Consider the following 21,795-nt stretch of genomic DNA (forward strand, 5'->3'; position numbering starts at 1 on the left):
CTTTGCGTTATAAGAGCTGAGCACACATATAACTAACGTTCGAAAAAAAGCCCTAAATATTCAATCGATTCCGAAGTTTTAGCAATCAGCTAGCTAGAATCCACGAAATCGAACTTCTTTAATGGTTTTCTGTAGGCTCGATTGGAAGTGCTTCCCCAATGATAAATACAAAAAGGGTAAATGCAACAGCTAATATTGTACCTGTCGTAAAGCTATATACAGCACCAAGCATTGAGCTGCCTACATAAGTAGCCATATGTACTAATAAAAAAGTCCAGAAAAAAGTCCAAAAATAACGCAATATTATCACCCCACTATTATGCATTTTAAGTTAATCATATCATAAATATTATAGAGAATAAATAGATGTTACCACTTACGTTTTGATAAATACAATCATACATTGTAAAGAATGAATAACAGCTTGATTAGTGTGAGGCGGGGGAGCAATGGGTGAAATAAGACGCTTTCTACAATTAGATAAAGAATGGAACGTTGTCCATATTCCATATAAACCGAATGGTTTTGGTGTATTTGTGATAGGTGATAAAAACCATTATGTAGATCAACAGACGAGTTTTTGGATTCAAAATATGGGTAGAAGTTTGTTATTAGATTCATTTTCTAACAATGGGTATACGGTGTTTTATTCCAACTTATATAATGACCACTGGGGAAGTCCAAAAGCACTATTGTTAGCAAAAAGGTTATATCACATAATTATGCGTAAGGAGATTTTAAATAAGCGAATTCATGTTTTAGCAGAAGGGATGGGAGCTTTAGTAGCTTTGCAATTAATGGAGGATGATGCAACTAAAATTCGTTCTACAGTTTTATTAAATCCATGTATTGATTTAATTGCACAGGCAAATGTGGAAAAAGACAACAAATTTTTTTACAAACGTTTTTTAAAAGAATTTGCAGCAGCCTATGATATTGATGAAAAAAATGCAGAAGCTCATTTAATGAACCTTAGACAAGAGTATAAAAATAATAATACAAATATTAAAATATGGCAGTCAGTAGATAGCTATTATTATAATCCAAATATCCATTGTAGAAAATATGAGAAATTAAGAAAAAAAATGAGTGCGCCAATAACACTTGCTTATCACTTACAAGAAAAACGTAATAGCATTGCTCAATCTATCATACGGTTTTATAGAGAGAATGAAAAGGTCCTTTAATACAGGTTCTTTTCGTAAACTATGTTGTTTAATGTATGATGATCTTTTTGAGAGCTCAATAAATGTAAAATAGAAAAGATGCCACGAACGCTATATGTATAACTGCTAATATCTTATAACGAAAAGGAACAATCAATGTTAAAACAGCCTTAATATAAGAATTATTTATTGTGGTTATTTATGGTAAATTTCGTTGTTTCTATTTAAAAGAGAAAAAGGCTAAGAAACACATTATATAGACATTATAAATCTTTGTATAAAAAGGCTCTTTTAGCAATTTCGTAACTATTGATGCTATTTAGTGTTTACTTAAGGTTGTCAAACTTATTAAGCAGAAAAGAAGCCATTAACTTATGTGTATATTTAAGTAGAGTAATCAAATTATTGGAAATGACCGAAGGAGGGGAAAGATTGAAGCAGGCGATTGTATTTGGTGCGATGGGTTTTGTTGGATTCAATCTTAGCTGTCACCTTTTGGAAGAAGGGACGGAAGTAATAGGCATAAGAAACCCTCTAAATGAAAAGCACGATAAATTTCTCGAACAAAAAATGTTGCACATTGGTAGAAATGCTAATTTTCATTTACTTGAGCTTGAAGAGGATTCATCATTAATTAGCCAAGGCGATTTTGACACAAGCTCCGCTATATATTATTGCTTATTTGATCCAACGATTCATATAAAAAGTGCATTTAATCAACATAAGTATTTAGAGAAGTCACTCAGTTTATTAACGAATATAATTAATTTTTGTGCTCGGCACAAATGTAAATTAATTCTCATATCTACACTTGATATGTTTAATCGTAATGAGCAAATAATTAATGAAGAAACAGAACCAACACCTAAATCATTGAACGGATTATTACACCATCGTGAAGAAATATTAGTGATGAACAAAGAAAATGATCAAGAATTTCCATACATTATTGTCCGTTTACCAACGCTATATGGACCGTGGCAACCTATGGATATGGTTTTTCAGCATGGGATTTTAACTACTGATCTCCACTCAGATCAGCCCACTATACACGAAGACACAAGTGATGTTTTATATATTAGTGATGTATTAAATAGTTTATATGTTCTTGGGTCAAATAATATATCAAATGAAATCATACATTTTGCGAGTGGTAATGAAAGTGAATGGTTTAATGGTTATAAGTTAATTTATGAACAAGAATCATCTTTTAGAAATGAGTATAAATACCCAACATTAGATACGACAAAGGTAAGGCGATTATTAAACTTTTATCCACAAACAACAATAGGTGAAGGAATTAAGAAGCAGAAAGCACACACGAAAAAATTAATGAAACATTTTATTTAGTAATTGTAAAAAAATTCCCCTTTTACAAATGAGCAAACGTCAAGGTAAAATAAGAGTTAGTATGATTAATTTTACATAGTAATCAAGTAAAATAAATTCAAGTTTATATACTAGTTACATAGAAGTGAATAAATAGTACTACACCTATGTCGCTAAAGGAGTTGCTGTAAATGCCTAAGCTGTTAACAGTAATCATTTTCCTTTATATTTTCATGATTGCAGGATGTGAGAATTCAGATGGCAGTAAAATCAACAATGTTGGTCTTCTCGTACCTGATACAGTTAATGATCAAGTATGGGGGACAAAGGGTTATAAAGGAATGTTAAAGATTCAGTCTAACTTTAATGTAGATGTTTTTTTAAAAGAAGGAATGAATAACGAAGCTGTCGTAAAGGTTGCAGTTGAGGAGCTTAATGCCAAAGGAGTAAATCTAATTTTTGGTCATGGGAATGAATATGTAGAGTACTTTAATAAAATAGCTCCTCAATACCCAAATATACATTTTATATATTTTAATGGTGATGCCGTAATTGAAAACATAACGAGCCTTAATTTTGAAGCAAATGCGATGGGTTTTTTTGGTGGTATGGTAGCTGGAAAAATGACTCAGTCTAATAAGGTTGGGGTTATTGCTGCGTTTGATTGGCAGCCAGAGGTTGATGGTTTTTTTGAAGGTGCACTATTTCAAACGAACGATGAAGTTGAGGTCAAAGTTGAATATGTACAGAATTGGAATGATATTGACTTAGCATTACAAGTTGTCGATAAAATGATTAGTGAAGGTGTTGATGTAGTCTATCCAGCTGGTGATGGTTTTAATGTTCCTGTTATTGAGAGGCTGAAAGAAAATGGGCTTTATGCAATTGGTTACGTTTCTGATCAATCAGATTTAGGACAGGCAACGGTGTTAACGAGTACGGTTCAAAACGTTGATAAATTATATGAACTTGTTGCGGAAAGGTATAACAATGGTACGTTAGAATCTGGAAATTTATATTTCGATTTCCAGGATGAAGTTATTACCATGGGGGTATTTAGCCCACAAATTGATCAAGCTTATCAGAAAAAAATAAATAGCTACATTCAGATTTATAAAGATACGGGGAAGCTACCTAATCAAATTGAATAATTATAAGTGTGAATATGAGAGTAATACTGTTCGCTAAGACTTTCAGTAATCGTTGGTTGTTATAGTAATAAGTAGCTAGACTCTTTCTTGAAAGGCGGTAGCTTCGTAAGTTTTGTATCATTTTTTTGATTTTTTGAAAAAGTTAAATAACGGAGTGAGCTCTTTCATCATTGGTTTAAGTTGATTATATGAGTTATAAATGTCATTCAATTGTTCCATTATTTTCACATAGTCTATTTCATCATGTTGTTGTGGTGGTGTATGATTGACGCTTGGTTGTTGTTCTCCGAAATTTTGAGTTTGTCTGTTTCTGTCTCGTGGTGGGCCAAATAAAAACCTTGAAAAAGGATCAACCGGCCTTGTTTCAGCACCCGTAGAACGTTGTTCTTCTTTTTCCATAGTATCACCCCACTTCATGTGCTTTAATACTCGTGGATCATTTCGTAACTGTTGCTGCTCATTATTCCAAATTTAACATAGTTAAAATTAGGGGCTAATCTGAATTAGCAGTGGTTTCACGCAAATTATTAGTATATATTTTTAGTTCTTAATACGAAAACAACAATGTATGCGAAAATCACCTTACTTATAGGATATGTTTTTTAAAAAAAAATTCGTAGACGGATATCATAATGATCCTTAGGTGAACGTCCATTTTTTTGAGACAATAAAGTTGCTAAAAGGGAACAATATGGAGTAAAATTAGTACCAAGTAATAATATTTACTATTAATAAGGTGCTTTTCATATTAATTACAACAGTGTTAAAGCTAAATGAGTTTTTATATGAATCCCATAGTTCTTGATGAAGAAAAGATACCACGATTGTTTCTTGTTTAAGTGTTTTTGTCTTAGTATCAAAAACACCAATTGATGAGAAAAAGCCATTAATAAAAGGAGATAAGCATATGAATGCAGGTATTTTAGGAATTGGTAGATACTTACCCGAACGTGTGTTGACAAACGCTGATTTGGAAAAGATGATGGATACATCTGATGAGTGGATTCGTACACGCACAGGGATAGAGGAACGTAGAATTGCCAATGATGATATTGATACGTCAGATATGGCATTTTTTGCTGCAGAAAAAGCGTTAAAAGATGCGGAAATTACAGCTGATGAAGTAGATATGATTTTAGTTGCTACTGTGACACCAGATCAGCCATTTCCATCAGTAGCATGTAGAATTCAGGAGAGGTTAGGGGCAAGTAAAGCTAACGCTATGGATATTAGTGCTGCTTGTGCTGGGTTTATGTATGGCATGGTAACCGCCAAACAATTTATATCTACAGGGACTTATAAGCATGTGTTAGTCATTGGTGTTGAAAAATTGTCTAAGATTGTTAACTGGGAAGATCGAAATACCGCTGTCTTATTTGGTGATGGTGCTGGTGCTGTCGTTATGGGACCTGTTTCAGAAGGTAGAGGCTTACTTTCTTTTGAACTAGGAGCAGATGGAACTGGTGGAAACCATTTATACCAAGATGAATATGTCATTATGAACGGACGTGAAGTCTTTAAATTTGCTGTAAGACAAATGGGTGAGTCTAGTGTTAATGTGTTGGAGAAAGCTGGATTAACGAAAGAGGATGTTGACTTTCTCATTCCTCATCAAGCGAATATTCGTATTATGGAATCAGCGAGAACGAGGCTTGAACTGCCAGAAGAAAAAATGTCAAAAACAGTGCATAAATATGGGAATACTTCAGCTGCTTCAATCCCAATTTCTATCGTTGAAGAGCTAGAAGCTGGTAAGATCAATGATGATGACTTGCTAGTCATGGTCGGTTTTGGTGGAGGCTTAACTTGGGGAGCTATTGCTTTCCGTTGGGGGAAATAACAAAAATTAAATGATTTAAATATATGTTGAGTAATTCATGTATAAATGGACAAAGGAGATGCTTACTATGAATAAACGTAGAGTTGTTATTACAGGTTTAGGTGCTGTGACACCTCTTGGGTCATCGGTAGAAGCAACATGGGAAAATTTAATAAATGGTGTTTCGGGTATTGGAACTGTTACGCGTGTGAACCCAGATGATTATCCTGCTAAGGTAGCAGGTGAAGCAACAGACTTTAATCCTGAAGATTTTATGGAAAAGAAAGATGCACGAAAAATGGATCGTTTTACGCAATTTGCGTTAGCTGCATCTTTGATGGCAGTAAAAGATGCCAGCCTAACAATCACAGATGATATTGCTCCAAGAGTAGGTGTCTGGATCGGATCTGGTATAGGTGGTATGGAAACATTTGAAAATCAATTTGAAACATTTCAAAAACGAGGCTATCGTCGTGTGAGTCCGTTTTTTGTACCGATGATTATCCCTGATATGGCAGCAGGTCAAGTGTCAATTGCTCTTGGTGCCAAAGGTATAAATTCTTGTACTGTTACAGCATGTGCTACAGGGACGAATTCTATCGGTGATGCATTTAAAGTCATCCAGCGAGGAGATGCGGATGTAATGGTTTCAGGTGGAGCGGAAGCACCAATTACGAAAATGTCCATGGCTGGATTTTGTGCTAATACTGCATTGTCAACAAATCCAGATCCGAATACAGCGAGTCGTCCATTTGATAAAAATCGAGATGGTTTCGTTATGGGTGAAGGAGCTGGAATCGTTGTCTTAGAGGAGTTAGAGTTTGCTAAAGCAAGAGGGGCAAAAATTTATGCAGAAGTAGTCGGTTACGGTTCTACTGGAGATGCATATCATATTACTGCCCCTGCACCAGGTGGAGAAGGTGGGGTTCGTGCAATGAGGCAAGCAATTGAGGATGCTGACCTTACACCAGAACAAATTGATTATATTAATGCTCACGGTACGAGCACACAATACAATGAAAAATTTGAAACAATGGCGATTAAAGAAGTGTTCGGTTCGTATGCTGAAAAATTACCAATTAGCTCAACGAAATCGATGACTGGCCACCTACTAGGTGCTGCCGGTGGGATAGAAGCAATATTTTCAGTCCTATCGATTAAGGAAGGGATCATTCCGCCAACTATTAACTTGGAAACTCCTGACCCTGATTGCGACCTTGATTACGTTCCGAATGAAGCTAGAAAACAGGAAGTATCTGTAGCGTTAAGTAACTCATTAGGTTTCGGAGGTCACAACGCAGTATTAGTCTTTAAGAGCTATGTATAATAAGGCTTAAATATTATGATCATACAAAAAACTGGCTATCTTATGCCAGTTTTTTTGTGCTTACATGCCTATGCACTCACATTAACATTTTATCATATGATGAAATGAAAACTTTGTTCTTATTGTAAACGCTATTAATAACATTACTAATCTCTTTACAATTAGTTTTTTTCGTAAGTTTTGTTGCAATTGTTACAAATTAATACCATTAAAAGTATTATTTGTTAGTCATCGTTGTACAGAAGAAAAGGTTCTACGACCTCTAGTTGTGTATTACGTGTTTTATTTCTTACAAGAAAATAGCCTATTAAAGGAAGCACCGATTGTAATCAAATTGGAAGCTGAGTGTTTTACAGTTTTCATCTTATATAGAAGAAAGGATAACATGAATAATAGTTTCTAAGTGTGTTTTTTCTTAGTACGAGTTACATCAATAAATGCGAGACCAGCGCATGTTGTTGATATTAATCACACGATAAAAGGGTGAAAAAGATGCCTGTAATATCTACCTATGAATGGTTGGATCAATGGTATGACGAACCAAATAAATTGTGCAAAAAATTAACAAATTTATTTGGCGGATCATCTGAGAGGTCTATCTATTCATATCTTCGTTCCTTTGGAATGTACCGTCCCTCAAGGAATGGTAAGGAATGTATCCATGAGCTCAAGGAGAATAAAGTATGGGGAATTGTAAAAAAAGAACATCAACTTTTACAAAAAGAATGGGCTAGTGAAGATGTACCGATCATTATTTTTCCAGCCGATTCCTCAAATCCAGGTTTGCGCGAATACAATGGTAAATCCGGTGTTGCTTTTAAAGATAAGCTTTTTCTATTCGTATCTCCACAAAATGAAAAAAATGAAATTCGAGCATTATTTACACATGAATATAATCACGTTTGCAGGTTATCAAAGTACAAAAAAAATGATGACAGCTATACTTTATTAGACACGATTATATTAGAGGGGCTCGCCGAAAATGCAGTTAGGGAACGACTTGGGGATAAATATGCAGCTGCATGGACGAATTATTACTCTCAGGATGAAGCGCAATATTATTGGAATAAAATAATAAAACCAAAAATGCATGTGCTAAGAAGTCACCGGATTCATGATCAGCTTCTATATGGTCATGGACTTTTCCCAAAAATGGTAGGCTATAATGTTGGCTATCAATTAGTGAAATCGTGTATAGATCATCAAGGTGATGCGATAAAGACTTTGTTATCTTTCCAAAGTAATGACATTGTTAAATATTCAGAATTTTAGTAATCAATAAAATTTTAAAGAGGAGTAGTAGAAAATCTAGTAAACTAGCTACTTTTCTTTTTTTTATATTTTGAAAATATTGTAACTTTAAAAAATATATTGATTTTGTAAAGAATCTGTAATATATTTTATTATAATATTATGTTTAAAAATTCATATTAAATATATTACTAATTAGAGGTGTACTATGAGTTCAAATTCTCGTCAAAACGCTGAAACACCTTTATTAAAGGTGAGCAATTTAGAAACAGCCTTTAAAATTGATGGTGAATACCACAATGCCGTTGATAACGTGTCATTCTCCGTAAAGCCGAAGCAAATTGTCGGAATTGTTGGAGAATCAGGATGTGGGAAAAGTGTAATGTCACTCTCCATCATGAAACTGTTACCTAAGCACAACGGAGAAATTAGAAGTGGACAAGTTGACTTTAAAGGTAAGGAATTGCAAGATTTAGATGATAAAGAGATGAATACAATTCGCGGAAAAGATATTTCCATGATTTTCCAAGAGCCGATGACTGCACTAAATCCAGTTTTCACGATCGGCTTTCAACTAGAAGAAGTACTTTTTAACCATATGAATATTTCTAAACGTGAGGCGCGCTTGAAAAGTATTTCTTTATTAAAAAGTGTGGGAATATCAAGGCCTGAGCAAATTGTCGAAGAATATCCACACCAGCTTTCAGGTGGAATGAGACAAAGGGTTATGATAGCAATGGCTATCGCTTGTCAGCCACAACTATTGATCGCTGATGAGCCTACAACTGCACTTGACGTAACTGTACAAGCCCAAATTCTTGAATTACTTAAGGAAATTCAAGAAGTAAATGATATGTCAATCATTCTTATTACGCATGATTTGGGTGTCGTTGCAGAGATGTGTGATGAAGTAATCGTTATGTATGCAGGGAGAATTGCAGAAAGAGCTAGTGCGGAAGAACTGTTTTACAACCCGAAGCACCCGTACACGAAGCTATTAATGGGTTCCATTCCTAAGTTGGATGAGGAAGTTGAAAAGTTAAGTTCTATTGAAGGAATTGTACCTTCCCTAGTCAATATGCCGAAAACTGGCTGTAAATTTGCTGACCGTTGTCCACAAGCAATGGCAGAATGTAGAGAAATAACACCACAGCTAAAAGAGGATAACGTTAATCATGAGGTAGCTTGTTTGTTATATGAAAACAGCTTTCCTACTGAAAGGGTGAAGGTGAGTAAATGAGCCAGCAATCAACTTTAGAAGAAAAAGAAAGTTTACTAGAGATAGTAAATTTGAAAACTTACTATCCTATTAAAGGTGGAATTTTACGTAGAACGATAGGCAATGTTAAAGCTGTTGACGATGTATCGTTTGAAATTAAGAAGGGTGAGACATTCGGACTTGTAGGAGAATCTGGATGTGGTAAATCAACAACAGGTAGAACAATTTTACGGTTGTTAGAACCGACAGACGGGAAGATTATTTTTGATGGACAAGATATTACGAAGTTAAGAGGTGCATCCCTACGACAGATGCGTAAAGACTTCCAAATGGTTTTCCAAGATCCATATGCGTCTTTAAACCCTACAATGATGGTCGGTAGCTTAGTATCAGAGCCAATTCGTAATTACCAAAAAGTTTCTGAAGAAGATTTAAAGGAAGATGTACTTGATTTGCTGAAGAAGGTTGGGCTACCGCCAGATGCGTATTATAAATATCCACACGAATTTTCAGGTGGTCAGAGGCAGCGTGTCGGTATAGCAAGAGCGCTTGCACTCCGCCCAAAACTCATCATTGCCGATGAACCTGTGTCCGCACTTGACGTGTCAGTTCAGTCACAAGTATTAAACTTGCTGAAAGAATTACAAGATGAATTTGAGTTAACGTATCTGTTTATCGCACATGACTTAAGTGTAGTGAAGCATATGAGTGATCGAATTGGTGTTATGTATCTAGGCGGGATCGCAGAGCTTGCTGATAAAGAAAGCTTGTACGCTGAGCCATTACACCCATATACACAAGCTCTGTTATCTGCAATTCCTGAGCCTGATCCAAGGAAGAAAAAAGAGCGTATTATTTTGGAAGGGGACGTGCCGAGTCCGGCAAATCCCCCGCAAGGCTGTGCCTTCCATCCTCGCTGTGCCCATGCTAAGCCGGAGTGTCAGAAGGTGAAACCTGTTTTGAAGGAGGTGAAAAAAGGTCATAAAGTAGCGTGTCACTTATATTAACTAAAATTGATAAATTAGGGGGAGAACTATGAAAAAATCATTATGGCTGTTTTCATTAATGCTTGTGTTAGCATTGTTCTTAGCTGCTTGTGGTGGCGGGGATGACGCATCAGCGCCAGCAGACGATAATAACTCAGAAGAAACTGATTCAAACGAAACTGAAGCTACAACAGAAGGTCCTAAAGAAGGCGGGACAGTCACATTTGGTTTTAACCAACCATTTAAAGGTGTATTGTCATATGCTTATTATGAAGGACAAGATGATTCAGAGATTTTACAGTTTATGCATGAAGGTTTAACTAAAACTGATGAGAACTTACAAACTGTACCAAACCTTGCAGATTGGGAGCTTTCTGAAGACAACATGACTTTAACGTTTAACTTAAAGCAAGGCGTTAAATGGCACGATGGTGAAGAGTTAACTGCTGAGGATATGGAATATGCTTGGTACTTAATCGCTGATCCAGACTATGAAGGAGCTCGTTTTGCAAACGTTGCAATGATTGAAGGTGCTGAGGATTACCAACAAGGTAATGCTGACACAATTTCAGGTATTACGGTAGTAGACGATTATACGATTGAAGTTAAAGTAACAGAACCATCTGTTAACTTAATTGATAACATTTGGACAGCACCAGAACCAAAACATTATTATGGAGATTTATCTTCTAAAGATGTTCCTGATTCTGATCAAGTTCGTGTAAACCCAATTGGTGTTGGTCCATTTAAAGTTAAAAACATCGTTCCTGGTGAAATGGTTGAATTTGAACGTAATGATGATTACTGGCAAGGAAAGCCGTATCTTGATGGTGTTGTGTATAAAGTAGTTGATGGTGCATTATCATCAGGTTTACTTGAAAGTGGCGAAATCGATATTATGGAAGCTCTATCAGATCAGTGGGAAATCGTTAAAGATTTACCAAATCTTGAAAATGTCGTAGTAGATTCTATGTCATACAGCTATATCGCTTTTGATATGGGTTATTATGATACTGAAAACAATGTCGTTGTGAGTGACAACCCTAAATTCCAAAACAAAACGTTGCGTCATGCAATGGCGTATGCAATCGATAGACAACAATATGTAGATAGCTTTAGAAGTGGACTAGGTAAACCGCTTAATGTTCCAATTCCATCTGTTTCTTGGGCAAAAATTCCAGATGATCAAATTAACACATATGATTACGATCCAGAAAAAGCAAAAGAACTTTTAGATGAAGCTGGTTATGTTGATGTTGATGGCGATGGTTTCCGTGAAGATCCAGACGGTAACAAATTCACGATTAACTTTGATGCGATGAGTGGAGCAGAAACATCTGAGATCCGCGCTCAATTCGTGCTACAAGCTTGGCAAGCAGTTGGACTTGATGCACAATTAAACGGCGGTACGTTAAAAGACTTCAACTTATTCTATGATACGATTGAAGCAGATGATCCATCAGTTGAAACATTCCACGGTGCATGGGGTCTATCACCAGACCCAGATCCAGCTGGTATTTGGTTAAGTACTGATAAGTGGAATATGTGGCGCTGGTACAGCGAAGAGTCTGACGAGCTAATTAAAGCAGGTATCCAATTCCCAGAGGATCCAAACAAAGATGTAATTGAGCACCGTAAAGAGATTTATTACGAGTGGCAAAAACTTGTTAACGAAGAGCTACCTGTTATTTTCTTTGAACAACGTCAAGATCCATGGGCAATTAACAAACGTCTAAAAGGTGTTACTGTTGATCCATTTGGAGTTAGTACTGACATCCATTTATGGAATGTAACAGAATAAAAGCAACATTTAATGAAATTGTACGATAAGGAGATCCGACATGCTACAATATACGATTCGTAGACTATTAGGAATGATTCCGTTACTTTTCCTTATCTCCGTAGTGGTATTTACCCTGGCTAAGCTAATGCCAGGGGATGCCCTTTCGGGTAAAGTTGATCCGCTCAATTCTGACCCTGAATATATTGCAGAGATGCGTGAAAAAATGGGTTTAAATGACCCAATTCACGAGCAATATTTTCGTTGGATAAGCGGCGTACTACAAGGAGATTTCGGAGATTCATTTGTTCATAAACGTGATGTATCTGAGCTAGTATTTTCTCGCTTTCCAAACACACTCTTACTCGCAATATCTGCACTTCTAATTGCTTATGTTTTGTCATTTTTGATGGGGAGACATGCAGGAAGATATCCTTATAAAACAGGAGATTATTTTATCTCAACCTATAATTATATTGCCTTAGCGATTCCAAGTTTTGTTGCGGCATTAGTTGCAATTTACGTGTTTGCTATTAAATTAGGCTGGGTACCAGCAACTGGTAGTATCGGTTCGGGTGTTGAGGCTGGAACATTAGAATATTATATGAGTAAATTAAAGCATACGATTTTACCTGCATTAGTATTAGGTGCAATGTCTACAGCAAGTTATACGCAATTTTTACGAAATGATATAATCGAAAGCTCACGTAAAGATTACGTTCGTACAGCGAGAGCGAAAGGTACAAAAGAGAGCACTATTTATAATAAACATATATTACGCAATTCTCTTATACCGATCGTAACATTATTAGGTTTTGATATCGCATCTTTATTAAGTGGGGCAATCATCGTTGAAACGATTTTCACATATCCAGGCATTGGCAACCTGTTTTTTGAATCGATGAATAGCCGTGACTATTCAGTTTTAATGGCAATCACTATGCTACTGTCAATGATGGCGTTAATTGGTAATTTATTAGCGGATTTACTTTATGGGATAGTTGATCCGAGAATCCGTTTAGGTTAGTGAGGTGAAAAGATGGAACCATCAGTGTCAAATCAAGCAAACTCTGTTATACCACAAATAAAACGTCCCAAAAAACAATCACCGTGGGCAATAGCTCGACGAAAATTTTTACGTAATAAGCCAGCTATGATTAGCTTAGTATTCTTGCTATTTATTACTACTGTAAGTATGCTAGCTGAACCGTTAACGGTACCGATGGAAGAAACGAATATTATCGACACAACTCAACTTAGTCAGGAACCATCATCTGAGCATTGGTTCGGTACTGACAAAGCTGGGAGAGAAGTATTTGACCGTGTTCTTCACGGAGGAAAGACATCATTATTACTTGCGTTTTCAATTACGCTAATCCTTACTATTATCGGTACAATTATTGGTGCTACCTCTGGATTTTTCGGAGGTAAGGTTGATTCAGTACTTATGAGATTTACGGATTTTATTCTAATATTTCCGTTCCTACCGTTTGTAATCGTATTGAAAGCGATTTTTATTGAATCAGGTATTGCTGTTCTCATTTTTGTTATTAGTATATTAAGCTGGACAGGTATGGCTCGTATAGTCCGAGGACGAGTATTAGCTGAAAAGGAAAATGAGTATATTCTAAGTGCAATATCAATTGGTTGTTCACCAGCGAAAGTTATTAGAAAGCACTTATTTCCAAATATCATGTCTATTATTATCGTACAAGCAACACTCTTATTGGCGGTAATGATAGTTATTGAAACTGGCTTAAGTTTCCTTGGTTTTGGTGTTCCTATGACAACTCCGAGCTGGGGTAACATGCTTCAAGAAGCACGTAGCCCAGATGTTTTACAATATAAATGGTGGATATGGCTTCCACCAGGCTTAGCAATTGCTTTAACGATTCTTTCAATTAATTTTGTAGGTGAAGGCTTGAAGGATGCATTTAATCCGAAATCTAGCCGATAATTTAAAAAATCTATCACTTTAATAGTGATAGATTTTTTTTTGACTACTTTTTTTTACATTCGTTTCATATATATGAATAAGTTCCATAGGACAAGTATTAATCCGTTAACAGTTATTTGCTATATTCGACAGACATGTGCTTTTCCACTATATATATCAATTGACTCTTTTGACATAAATGATGGTGTTAATATCACTAAAAGGAGTGTGAGCTAACTAATGTTCCGCTTGTTTTTGTTTCTTGTAGGATTTGGTCTTTGTGTTGCCGGGGGAATTAGCATTATAGCTTACTTAAACTTGCTCACACTCGGTGTAGGAGTTATGGACTATGTCATCTTTATTAGCAAAAGGGTAGAAAGTTATTTATTAGTAATAGGAATCTGTATTATTTGGCTCAGTATTTATTTACAGTTTGATAATGAAGAATAGTAATTATGCCACACAGATAATGGTCAATTTTACTATCCAAAATATGAATAAGAGGAAAAACAGTATCGATTAGTTTCAAATAATGGAATAAATTTATAGTACTCTGCCTATACTGTTGACAAACAGTAGTGAAGTGAGGGGTAAAAGTATGTTGTATCTTCATGATGTTTGGGTAAACTGGTTTGAAGGTGAAGAGAACGGATATAATGTATGTCACTTTCATGAATGGAGAAGTGACGATAGTGTGGAGTTATTAGATCAAGTTCCATTGATTAAAGTAGATACATTACTCTATGCTTATATTGAAAATGATTTAATGGAATTACCTGCACAGCTGCTAGAAGATGTACATAAGAAAGCATTCATTCGGAAAAATCATGAACGAAAACAGTTAGAGTATTGTTTTGTTGTAACGGATGGGTCAGGAATTGTTGCAATTGATACAATAGGATACCATATACCTATAAGAAAAAGCAGACTTATACCAAGACAAGAGCAATTGGTATATGAAATGGTCCAAGATAAAGAACCAGATGCATATGCAATAGAACTTCATCATAATGAAGAAAAGGAATACCATATTCTTTCTCTTGAACCAGAGTTAATGAGCGGACTAACGAGAAAAGAAAGACAACTTAAACAGCTATTGTTTATGGCCTTAGACCAGCTATACCAAACAAAAAATGCTGCACAAATAAGATATTGGTATACTGAATGGAAACCACAACATTATGAAAATATACAACAAATGACTTTTAAAGAAGCTTGGTATAGTTTATATGAGGAAGCAAAATCGGGTTGGAGTAGTAAACATGAGCTTTTATGTGAAAACTTAATAAAAGGACAACCATTTTTTGAAAAATTGTGGGAGTTAGAACAAGAGTCGAAAGTTAATTAAAAAAGTAATCGGGCTATTATCCGATTACTTTTTTATTTTGATTGTTTTCACATTGATTGTTGTAATTGAAATAAATACTTACAACACTACCGATGTGTCATCAAGGTCACTTTTGATTAAAACTTCGTTTTATCTTTTAGATTTGGAACAATTGCAACTAAGTTTACCAAAAGAGCTTAAATTTTTGTATTGAAAAATAGATGCTTAAATAAAGATAAATCATAATACGGAATGGGGGAAATTATACCTTATCTACTTATATAAAGCTCACAAAATTTTGATAAATAACTAAATTTTGTAATGTATTTGTAATGCTTGTAATATATTGAATGTGAATTGGAAATTGTGAAATTTCAAAATAATTTATGACTATTTTCGAACTTGGAATCAACAAGTATAAAACTAGAGTTTATAACTATTATTCAATCGTAAATTTTATTCTAGTTGTTGTAGTTAGTAAGAAGATCCCCACAAAATACCGAAAAGAGTCAAAATATTGAGGTGTACTATGGGTATAAATTCTCATTCAAGAACGGTATCACCACTATTAGAAGTTAGAAATTTAGAGACAGCTTTTCAAGTTGATGGAGAATACTATAATGCTGTTGATCAAGTGTCATTTACTGTAAGGCCAAAGCAAATTGTCGGCATCGTCGGTGAATCAGGATGTGGAAAAAGTGTTATGTCATTATCTATTATGTCACTGTTGCCAAAGGGTATCGGGAAAATTAACGGTGAGATAATTTTTGAGGAAAAACATTTAGAGAAGATGGGTGACAAGGAGATAAATAGTATTCGGGGAAAAGACATAACTATGATATTTCAAGAACCTATGACAGCGCTAAATCCAGTCTTTACGATAGGATCCCAGGTGCAGGAAGTCCTGTTAAACCATTTGGAGATTTCTAAGAAGATGGCAAGAGATAAAAGTATTGCCCTCTTGAAAAGTGTTGGTATTTCTAGACCGGAAAAGGTGGTTGATGAATATCCACATCAATTGTCAGGAGGAATGAGACAAAGGGTCATGATAGCTATGGCAATTGCATGCCAACCAAAACTTCTCATTGCAGATGAACCTACAACGGCTTTGGATGTTACTGTGCAAGCACAAATTTTAGATTTGCTTAAGGATATTCAAGAAATAAATGATATGTCTATTATATTAATTACTCATGATTTAGGTGTTGTTGCTGAAATGTGTGATGAAGTACTCGTAATGTATGCTGGAAAGATTGTAGAATCTGCGGACGTTGAGACATTATTTAGTAAACCACAGCATCCATATACAAGAGCTTTATTGGAATCCATCCCTAAAATGGATACCGTAGTAGAGAAATTAGGTTCTATTGAAGGGATCGTTCCTTCTATTACACGTTTGCCGGATGTCGGGTGTCGGTTTGCCAACCGTTGTCAAGAAGTGAAACAACAATGCAAAGATATAACTCCACAGTTAGTAGAAACTGAACAATCACATTTTGTTTCGTGTTTACTATATGAAACTAGTCAATTAAAGAAGTGAGGGTAAGACATGTTAAGAGCAACGGATAATGATATTTCTCTAGTTGAAATTAAGAACTTAAAAACATATTACCCCATAAAAGGAGGATTTTTTCGTAGAACTGTAGGGCATGTGAAAGCGGTTGACGATGTATCATTTACAATTAATATGGGTGAAACATTTGGCCTAGTAGGAGAATCAGGCTGTGGAAAATCCACAACTGGACGAACGTTGCTAAGGTTGATAGCCCCTACAGATGGAAGTATTGTATTTGAAGGACAAGATATTACTAAAGTTGGAGGAAGTTCATTACAAAAATTAAGACGTAATTTTCAAATGATCTTTCAAGATCCTTATGCGTCATTAAATCCGAAACAGATGATTGGAGATATTATTTCTGAGCCTATACGGAATTATTCTAAAATCACTAAAAGAGATTTAAAAGGTGAGGTTATGAATCTGCTCGAAAAAGTCGGTTTACCTACGGACTCTTATTACAAGTATCCTCATGAGTTTTCTGGTGGTCAGAGGCAGCGGATTGGTATCGCTAGGGCACTAGCATTAAAGCCAAAATTTATCATAGCTGATGAACCTGTATCTGCGCTAGATGTTTCTGTGCAATCACAAGTCCTTAATTTACTTAAGGAACTACAAGATGTTTTCAACTTAACTTATTTATTTATTGCACATGATTTAAGTGTAGTGAAGCATATGAGTGACCGGATTGGAGTAATGTATTTAGGTAAAATAGTAGAAATCGGTGAAAATCATAGTTTATACTCAATGCCGCTGCATCCATATACACAAGCGTTAATATCAGCAATTCCACAACCTAACCCTACAGCAAAGAAGGAGCGTATCATTTTACATGGAGATGTCCCTAGTCCGGCAAATCCCCCAACAGGTTGTCCATTTCATCCTCGTTGTGTACATTCAAAGCCGGAGTGCGAACAAGTGAAGCCATCTTTAAAGGAGGTGAAACAAGGACATTCAGTTGCTTGCCATCTATATTAACGGCTCTTTTCGTTTTTTCACAATTTTTAACTAGATGAGGACAGGAATATACAACTATTTTAGAGATGGAAAGATGACACGAACCATACGGTATACGTAACTATCTTTCTGGATTAAAACAACATCTCATACGAAAACAGCCAAGTTAAACAACGTGAATTTAGGGGAAAAATTATAACTCGGGGGTGTTTTTGTGAAAAAACATAAGTTATCTGTTATGTCATTGTTATTAGTACTTTCACTTTTCCTAGCTGCGTGTAATGGAGGTGATGATGGTGAATCAACAAGTGGAGATAGTCAAGATCCTGTAACAGAAGAAAATAAAGAAGAAGTGACAGATGAAAATGAAGAAGAGGTGGTAGAAGAGGGACCTACTGAAGGTGGAGTTGCAACGTACGCTGTAGAATCAGAGTTTGACGGTTTATTTAACTTTGCTTTTTATGATGGATCTGTTGACGGTGATATTTTATCTTTTTTTGATGAAAATTTAATTGGTGTTGACGATAATCTCCAATACGTTCCAGGTATAGCGGATTGGACAACAGACGACAACATTAACTACACTTTCACATTCCAACAAGGTGTAAAATGGCATAACGGAGATGAATTAACTGTTCACGATTGGGTATTTTCACTAGAAACGATCGCACATCCAGACTATGACGGAGTTCGTTTTGTGAATGTTAGTGATATCGTAGGTGCACAAGAATTTCGTGCTGGAGAAGCTGACAATATAAGTGGCTTAAATGTCATTGACGATTATACGATTGAAATCACATTTGATAAAGCTCGAGTCAATAATTTAGAGAATTTATGGACATATCCAATGAATAGAGCTGAATTTGAAGGAATCGAAGTGAAAGATATGTCTGGGTCACCTCAGGTTCGTCAAAATCCTGTTGGTTTAGGTCCTTTTAAAGTAAAGAAAATTGTTCCTGGTGAATATGTTGAGATGGAGCGCTTTGATGACTACTATCAAGGAAGGCCATATTTGGATGGGATTGTAGTTAAAGTGATTGACAGCTCGTTAACGAAAGGCTTACTTGAGAACGGGGAAGTAGATATGATGGGTGTTCACCCTTCAAATTTAGGCGAAGTTGAAGCATTAAATAACATCGATCTATTAGAAATACCAGGATTATCATATTACTATATTGGCTTCAAAATGGGAGAGTGGGATGGCGATAAAAACGTCATGAATATTGAGAAATATCAGGACAAAAAACTACGGCAAGCGATGTTGTACGCAATTGACCGTCAAGCTTGGGTTGATGCATTTTTTAGCGGCCTAGCACAACCAGTTAATAGACCTGTTCCTTCTGTGCACTGGATTGCAGCTGAAAACGCCATGTTAACGAACCAATTTGAATACAGTCCTGAAAAAGCAATGGAGTTACTAGATGAAGCTGGTTATGTTGACGTTGATGGTGATGGATTGAGAGATAATCCAGATGGTGAAAAATTCACCGTTAAGTTTGGACATTATGCTACGAGTAATCCGACTTATGAAGCACGTGCACAAGCAATCCTTCAATATTGGCAAGACGTTGGGCTTGATGCTCAGTTTGCAACTGGTGGTTTAATTGAAGTCAATTTATATTATGACATGCTTGAAAATGATGACCAAGAGCTTGAAGTCTTCTATGGTGGTTGGTATACCGGGACAGACCCAGACCCATCACCATTATGGGGATCAGATGCAAAGTTCAATTACACGCGTTGGGTAGATGCGGAAAATGACAGATTGTTAGATGATGCATTAGATATGGAAATTGTAGGTACTGATACGGAAAAACGCATGGAAATCTATAAAGAATGGCAGCAATTCTTTAATGAAGAAGTGCCGGTGTTACCAATTATGGAGTTGTATGACCTATGGGCAGTGAATAATAGGCTTCAAGGTACGCATATTAACTCAGTAGGTGCACAAAATGATGTTCACCTTTGGTATATTTCAGAGTAACAATTTACGATAATGCTAGATAAGGAGAATGATGATGATTAAATTCATACTAAGAAGATTACTTGGCATGATACCGATGTTACTCCTTATCTCCTTTGTAGTGTTTTCCCTGGCAATGCTCATGCCAGGGGATCCACTTGGTGGAGAAATCGATCCGTCAAATACTAATCCAGAGTATATTGAAGAAATGAGAGAAAAGCTAGGATACAATGATCCAATTCCTGTTCAGTATCAGCGTTGGATAACAAACTTTGTTCAAGGTGATTTTGGAAAATCTACAAAATATAAAATTCCAGCAGAACAAGTCATTTTTGAGCGTTTGCCTAATACAATTTTGCTAGGCGTTACTTCTTTATTAATTACGTATGTTCTCGCTTTTTTTATGGGAAGTTATGCGGGTAGAAAGCCTTATACAATTGCTGACCATACGATAGGTGGCTTTAACTATTTAGTTTTAGCAATTCCATCATTTGTTGCGGCTATCGTCTCAATATATTTCTTTGCATTTGAACTCGGTTGGTTTCCATCACATGGTTCAGTAACGATCGGTCTAGAAGGAGGTACACTAGCATATTGGCAAAGTAGATTACACCATGTCTTATTACCAGCAATCGTATTAGGGGCATTTAGTACGGCGTCGTATACGCAGTTTTTACGTAATGATATTATCGAAAGTAGTCGTAAAGATTTTGTTCGAACAGCGAGAGCGAAGGGGACGAAAGAATCTACAATTTATAATAAACATATTTTAAGAAATTCAATCATTCCGCTTGTTACCTTTTTAGGCTTTGATTTTGCAGCACTTGTAGGTGGTGCAATTATTACTGAAACAATTTTTTCTTATCCAGGCATAGGTAATTTATTCATAGGGTCTATAAATAGTAGAGATTACGCAGTTGTGATGGCGATTGTAATGATGTTGTCACTATTAACGTTAATAGGTAACTTAATAGCAGATATTTTATACGGTATAGTCGATCCTCGAATTAGAGTAGAATAGGAGGAATGGTTGTATGGAAGTAGAAACAGATCAATCAATCAAGGTAAAAAAAGCAAGAAAGAATCAATCTCCTTGGGCCATTGCTCGTCGTAAATTCTTAAAGAATAAACTTGCCATGATCAGCGCCATTTTTCTTGCTTTCATATGTATCATATCGTTTTTAGCACCCTATATAACGACTGCTGATATTACAAGAGTTAATGTAGGAGAGATGGGACTTGCCCCTTCAGCAGACCATTGGTTTGGAACTGATAAAAGCGGGCGCGATGTTTTCACTCGCTTGCTATATGGTGGTAGAATATCGTTAGTAATTGGTATGTCGTGTACTTTCTTAATCATATTGCTAGGAACAATTATTGGGTCGATAGCAGGGTATTTTGGAGGTTTTGTAGATGGAGCTTTGATGAGATTTACTGACTTTATTTTAAATTTTCCTTTTTTAGTATTCGTCATTGTAGTAAATTCTATTTTTATAGGAAAAGTAAATGGTGTTTGGGTATTGATTGGTATTATTAGTGTGTTAGCATGGGGAGGAGTTGCTAGAATAGTACGGAGTAAAATACTTGCCGAAAAAGAAAATGAGTATATTTTAGCAGCACAATCAATAGGGTGTTCACCAGTTAAAGTGATTACAAGGCATTTACTCCCGAATGTAGCTTCGACAATTATAGTTCAAGCATCGCTCTTATTTGCAAGTATGATCGTTGCCGAGACAGGTTTAAGCTTCCTTGGCTTCGGAGTTCCACAAACCGTCCCAAGCTGGGGAAATATGTTGTCAGTTGCTAGAGAAACTGATACCCTTCAAAACAAGCAATGGATTTGGGTGCCCCCTGCAACAATCTTAACGTTAACTATTTTATCTATTAATTTTATAGGAGAGGGCTTAAAAGATGCCTTTAATCCGAAATCAGCTCGATGAGAAAGAGAACTTAAAAATAGTCAGTCCCTTGTCCTATATATGAATATAGGGAAATCGGCACTGACTATTTTTGAGCTATAGAAGACATA

General features: G+C 35.8%; 20 protein-coding genes. 18 read left to right on the forward strand and 2 right to left on the reverse strand.

From position 1 onward, the window contains the following. Positions 1–118: 118 nt before the first annotated feature. Positions 119–301 carry a YjzD family protein gene (locus tag ACSVDA_RS01670; protein ID WP_320208136.1) on the reverse strand — a complete coding sequence of 61 codons (183 nt, stop codon included), beginning with the start codon at positions 299–301 and terminating at the stop codon, positions 119–121. A 148-nt stretch (positions 302–449) separates the two neighbouring features. On the opposite strand from ACSVDA_RS01670, the gene ACSVDA_RS01675 reads away from it, so the two are divergent. The 3 genes from ACSVDA_RS01675 to ACSVDA_RS01685 all read left to right on the forward strand — a co-directional run bounded on the left by ACSVDA_RS01675 (position 450) and on the right by ACSVDA_RS01685 (position 3,646). Continuing rightward, positions 450–1,187: a hypothetical protein gene (locus ACSVDA_RS01675; RefSeq protein WP_485880323.1), complete on the forward strand. Its 738-nt coding sequence runs from the start codon at positions 450–452 to the stop codon at positions 1,185–1,187. Positions 1,188–1,598: 411 nt separating this feature from the next. After that, positions 1,599–2,516 carry an NAD-dependent epimerase/dehydratase family protein gene (locus ACSVDA_RS01680; RefSeq protein ID WP_485880324.1) on the forward strand — a complete coding sequence of 306 codons (918 nt, stop codon included), beginning with the start codon at positions 1,599–1,601 and terminating at the stop codon, positions 2,514–2,516. Positions 2,517–2,686: 170 nt separating this feature from the next. Further along, a complete protein-coding gene (locus tag ACSVDA_RS01685) occupies positions 2,687–3,646 on the forward strand; it encodes a BMP family ABC transporter substrate-binding protein (RefSeq protein WP_485880326.1) in 960 nt (319 codons plus the stop codon). Between the two features lie 117 nt (positions 3,647–3,763). Here ACSVDA_RS01685 and ACSVDA_RS01690 read toward each other — a convergent pair whose 3' ends face one another. Next, on the reverse strand, positions 3,764–4,045 hold the full coding sequence (locus ACSVDA_RS01690; RefSeq protein ID WP_485880328.1) for a hypothetical protein: 282 nt from the start codon (positions 4,043–4,045) through the stop codon (positions 3,764–3,766). A gap of 508 nt (positions 4,046–4,553) precedes the next feature. On the opposite strand from ACSVDA_RS01690, the gene ACSVDA_RS01695 reads away from it, so the two are divergent. The 15 genes from ACSVDA_RS01695 (at position 4,554) to opp4C (ACSVDA_RS01765) (ending at position 21,706) form a co-directional block, all read left to right on the forward strand. Beyond that, complete coding sequence (locus ACSVDA_RS01695) at positions 4,554–5,486, forward strand: beta-ketoacyl-ACP synthase III (RefSeq protein ID WP_485880329.1); 933 nt, start codon at positions 4,554–4,556, stop codon at positions 5,484–5,486. A gap of 67 nt (positions 5,487–5,553) precedes the next feature. After that, positions 5,554–6,792 carry a beta-ketoacyl-ACP synthase II gene (gene fabF, locus ACSVDA_RS01700; protein WP_485880331.1) on the forward strand — a complete coding sequence of 413 codons (1,239 nt, stop codon included), beginning with the start codon at positions 5,554–5,556 and terminating at the stop codon, positions 6,790–6,792. Between the two features lie 492 nt (positions 6,793–7,284). Beyond that, a complete protein-coding gene (locus ACSVDA_RS01705; RefSeq protein ID WP_485880333.1) occupies positions 7,285–8,064 on the forward strand; it encodes a DUF2268 domain-containing putative Zn-dependent protease in 780 nt (259 codons plus the stop codon). Between the two features lie 187 nt (positions 8,065–8,251). After that, positions 8,252–9,283, forward strand: a complete 1,032-nt coding sequence (locus ACSVDA_RS01710) for an ABC transporter ATP-binding protein (RefSeq protein WP_485880335.1) — start codon at positions 8,252–8,254, stop codon at positions 9,281–9,283. Further along, entirely contained in the window at positions 9,280–10,269 is a 990-nt protein-coding gene (locus ACSVDA_RS01715) for an ABC transporter ATP-binding protein (RefSeq protein WP_485880337.1), read from the forward strand. The genes ACSVDA_RS01710 and ACSVDA_RS01715 overlap by 4 nt, the downstream gene beginning before the upstream one ends. A 28-nt stretch (positions 10,270–10,297) precedes the next feature. After that, the gene (gene opp4A, locus ACSVDA_RS01720) at positions 10,298–12,049 is read left to right on the forward strand and encodes an oligopeptide ABC transporter substrate-binding protein (RefSeq protein ID WP_485880339.1); all 1,752 of its coding nucleotides are present in this window, start codon (positions 10,298–10,300) and stop codon (positions 12,047–12,049) included. Positions 12,050–12,089: 40 nt separating this feature from the next. Then, entirely contained in the window at positions 12,090–13,055 is a 966-nt protein-coding gene (opp4B, locus tag ACSVDA_RS01725) for an oligopeptide ABC transporter permease (RefSeq protein WP_485880341.1), read from the forward strand. A 12-nt stretch (positions 13,056–13,067) separates the two neighbouring features. Further along, the gene (opp4C, locus tag ACSVDA_RS01730) at positions 13,068–13,985 is read left to right on the forward strand and encodes an oligopeptide ABC transporter permease (protein ID WP_485880343.1); all 918 of its coding nucleotides are present in this window, start codon (positions 13,068–13,070) and stop codon (positions 13,983–13,985) included. 219 nt (positions 13,986–14,204) lie between these two features. Then, complete coding sequence (locus ACSVDA_RS01735) at positions 14,205–14,414, forward strand: YuzI family membrane protein (protein ID WP_320208123.1); 210 nt, start codon at positions 14,205–14,207, stop codon at positions 14,412–14,414. Between the two features lie 148 nt (positions 14,415–14,562). Further along, a complete protein-coding gene (locus ACSVDA_RS01740) occupies positions 14,563–15,312 on the forward strand; it encodes a DUF3603 family protein (protein ID WP_485880345.1) in 750 nt (249 codons plus the stop codon). 508 nt (positions 15,313–15,820) lie between these two features. Continuing rightward, positions 15,821–16,831 (forward strand): ABC transporter ATP-binding protein, encoded by a 1,011-nt coding sequence (locus tag ACSVDA_RS01745; RefSeq protein ID WP_485880347.1) that lies wholly within the window; start codon positions 15,821–15,823, stop codon positions 16,829–16,831. A 9-nt stretch (positions 16,832–16,840) separates the two neighbouring features. Then, positions 16,841–17,824: an ABC transporter ATP-binding protein gene (locus ACSVDA_RS01750; RefSeq protein WP_485880349.1), complete on the forward strand. Its 984-nt coding sequence runs from the start codon at positions 16,841–16,843 to the stop codon at positions 17,822–17,824. A 193-nt stretch (positions 17,825–18,017) separates the two neighbouring features. Beyond that, positions 18,018–19,787 carry an oligopeptide ABC transporter substrate-binding protein gene (opp4A, locus tag ACSVDA_RS01755; RefSeq protein ID WP_485880350.1) on the forward strand — a complete coding sequence of 590 codons (1,770 nt, stop codon included), beginning with the start codon at positions 18,018–18,020 and terminating at the stop codon, positions 19,785–19,787. 34 nt (positions 19,788–19,821) lie between these two features. Next, positions 19,822–20,787, forward strand: a complete 966-nt coding sequence (opp4B, locus tag ACSVDA_RS01760; protein ID WP_485880352.1) for an oligopeptide ABC transporter permease — start codon at positions 19,822–19,824, stop codon at positions 20,785–20,787. A gap of 13 nt (positions 20,788–20,800) precedes the next feature. Next, positions 20,801–21,706, forward strand: a complete 906-nt coding sequence (gene opp4C / locus ACSVDA_RS01765) for an oligopeptide ABC transporter permease (RefSeq protein WP_320208117.1) — start codon at positions 20,801–20,803, stop codon at positions 21,704–21,706. Positions 21,707–21,795: the final 89 nt, after the last annotated feature.

It is taken from the genome of Cytobacillus sp. Hm23, assembly GCF_051842895.1.
Taxonomy (GTDB): domain Bacteria; phylum Bacillota; class Bacilli; order Bacillales; family SM2101; genus Nanhaiella.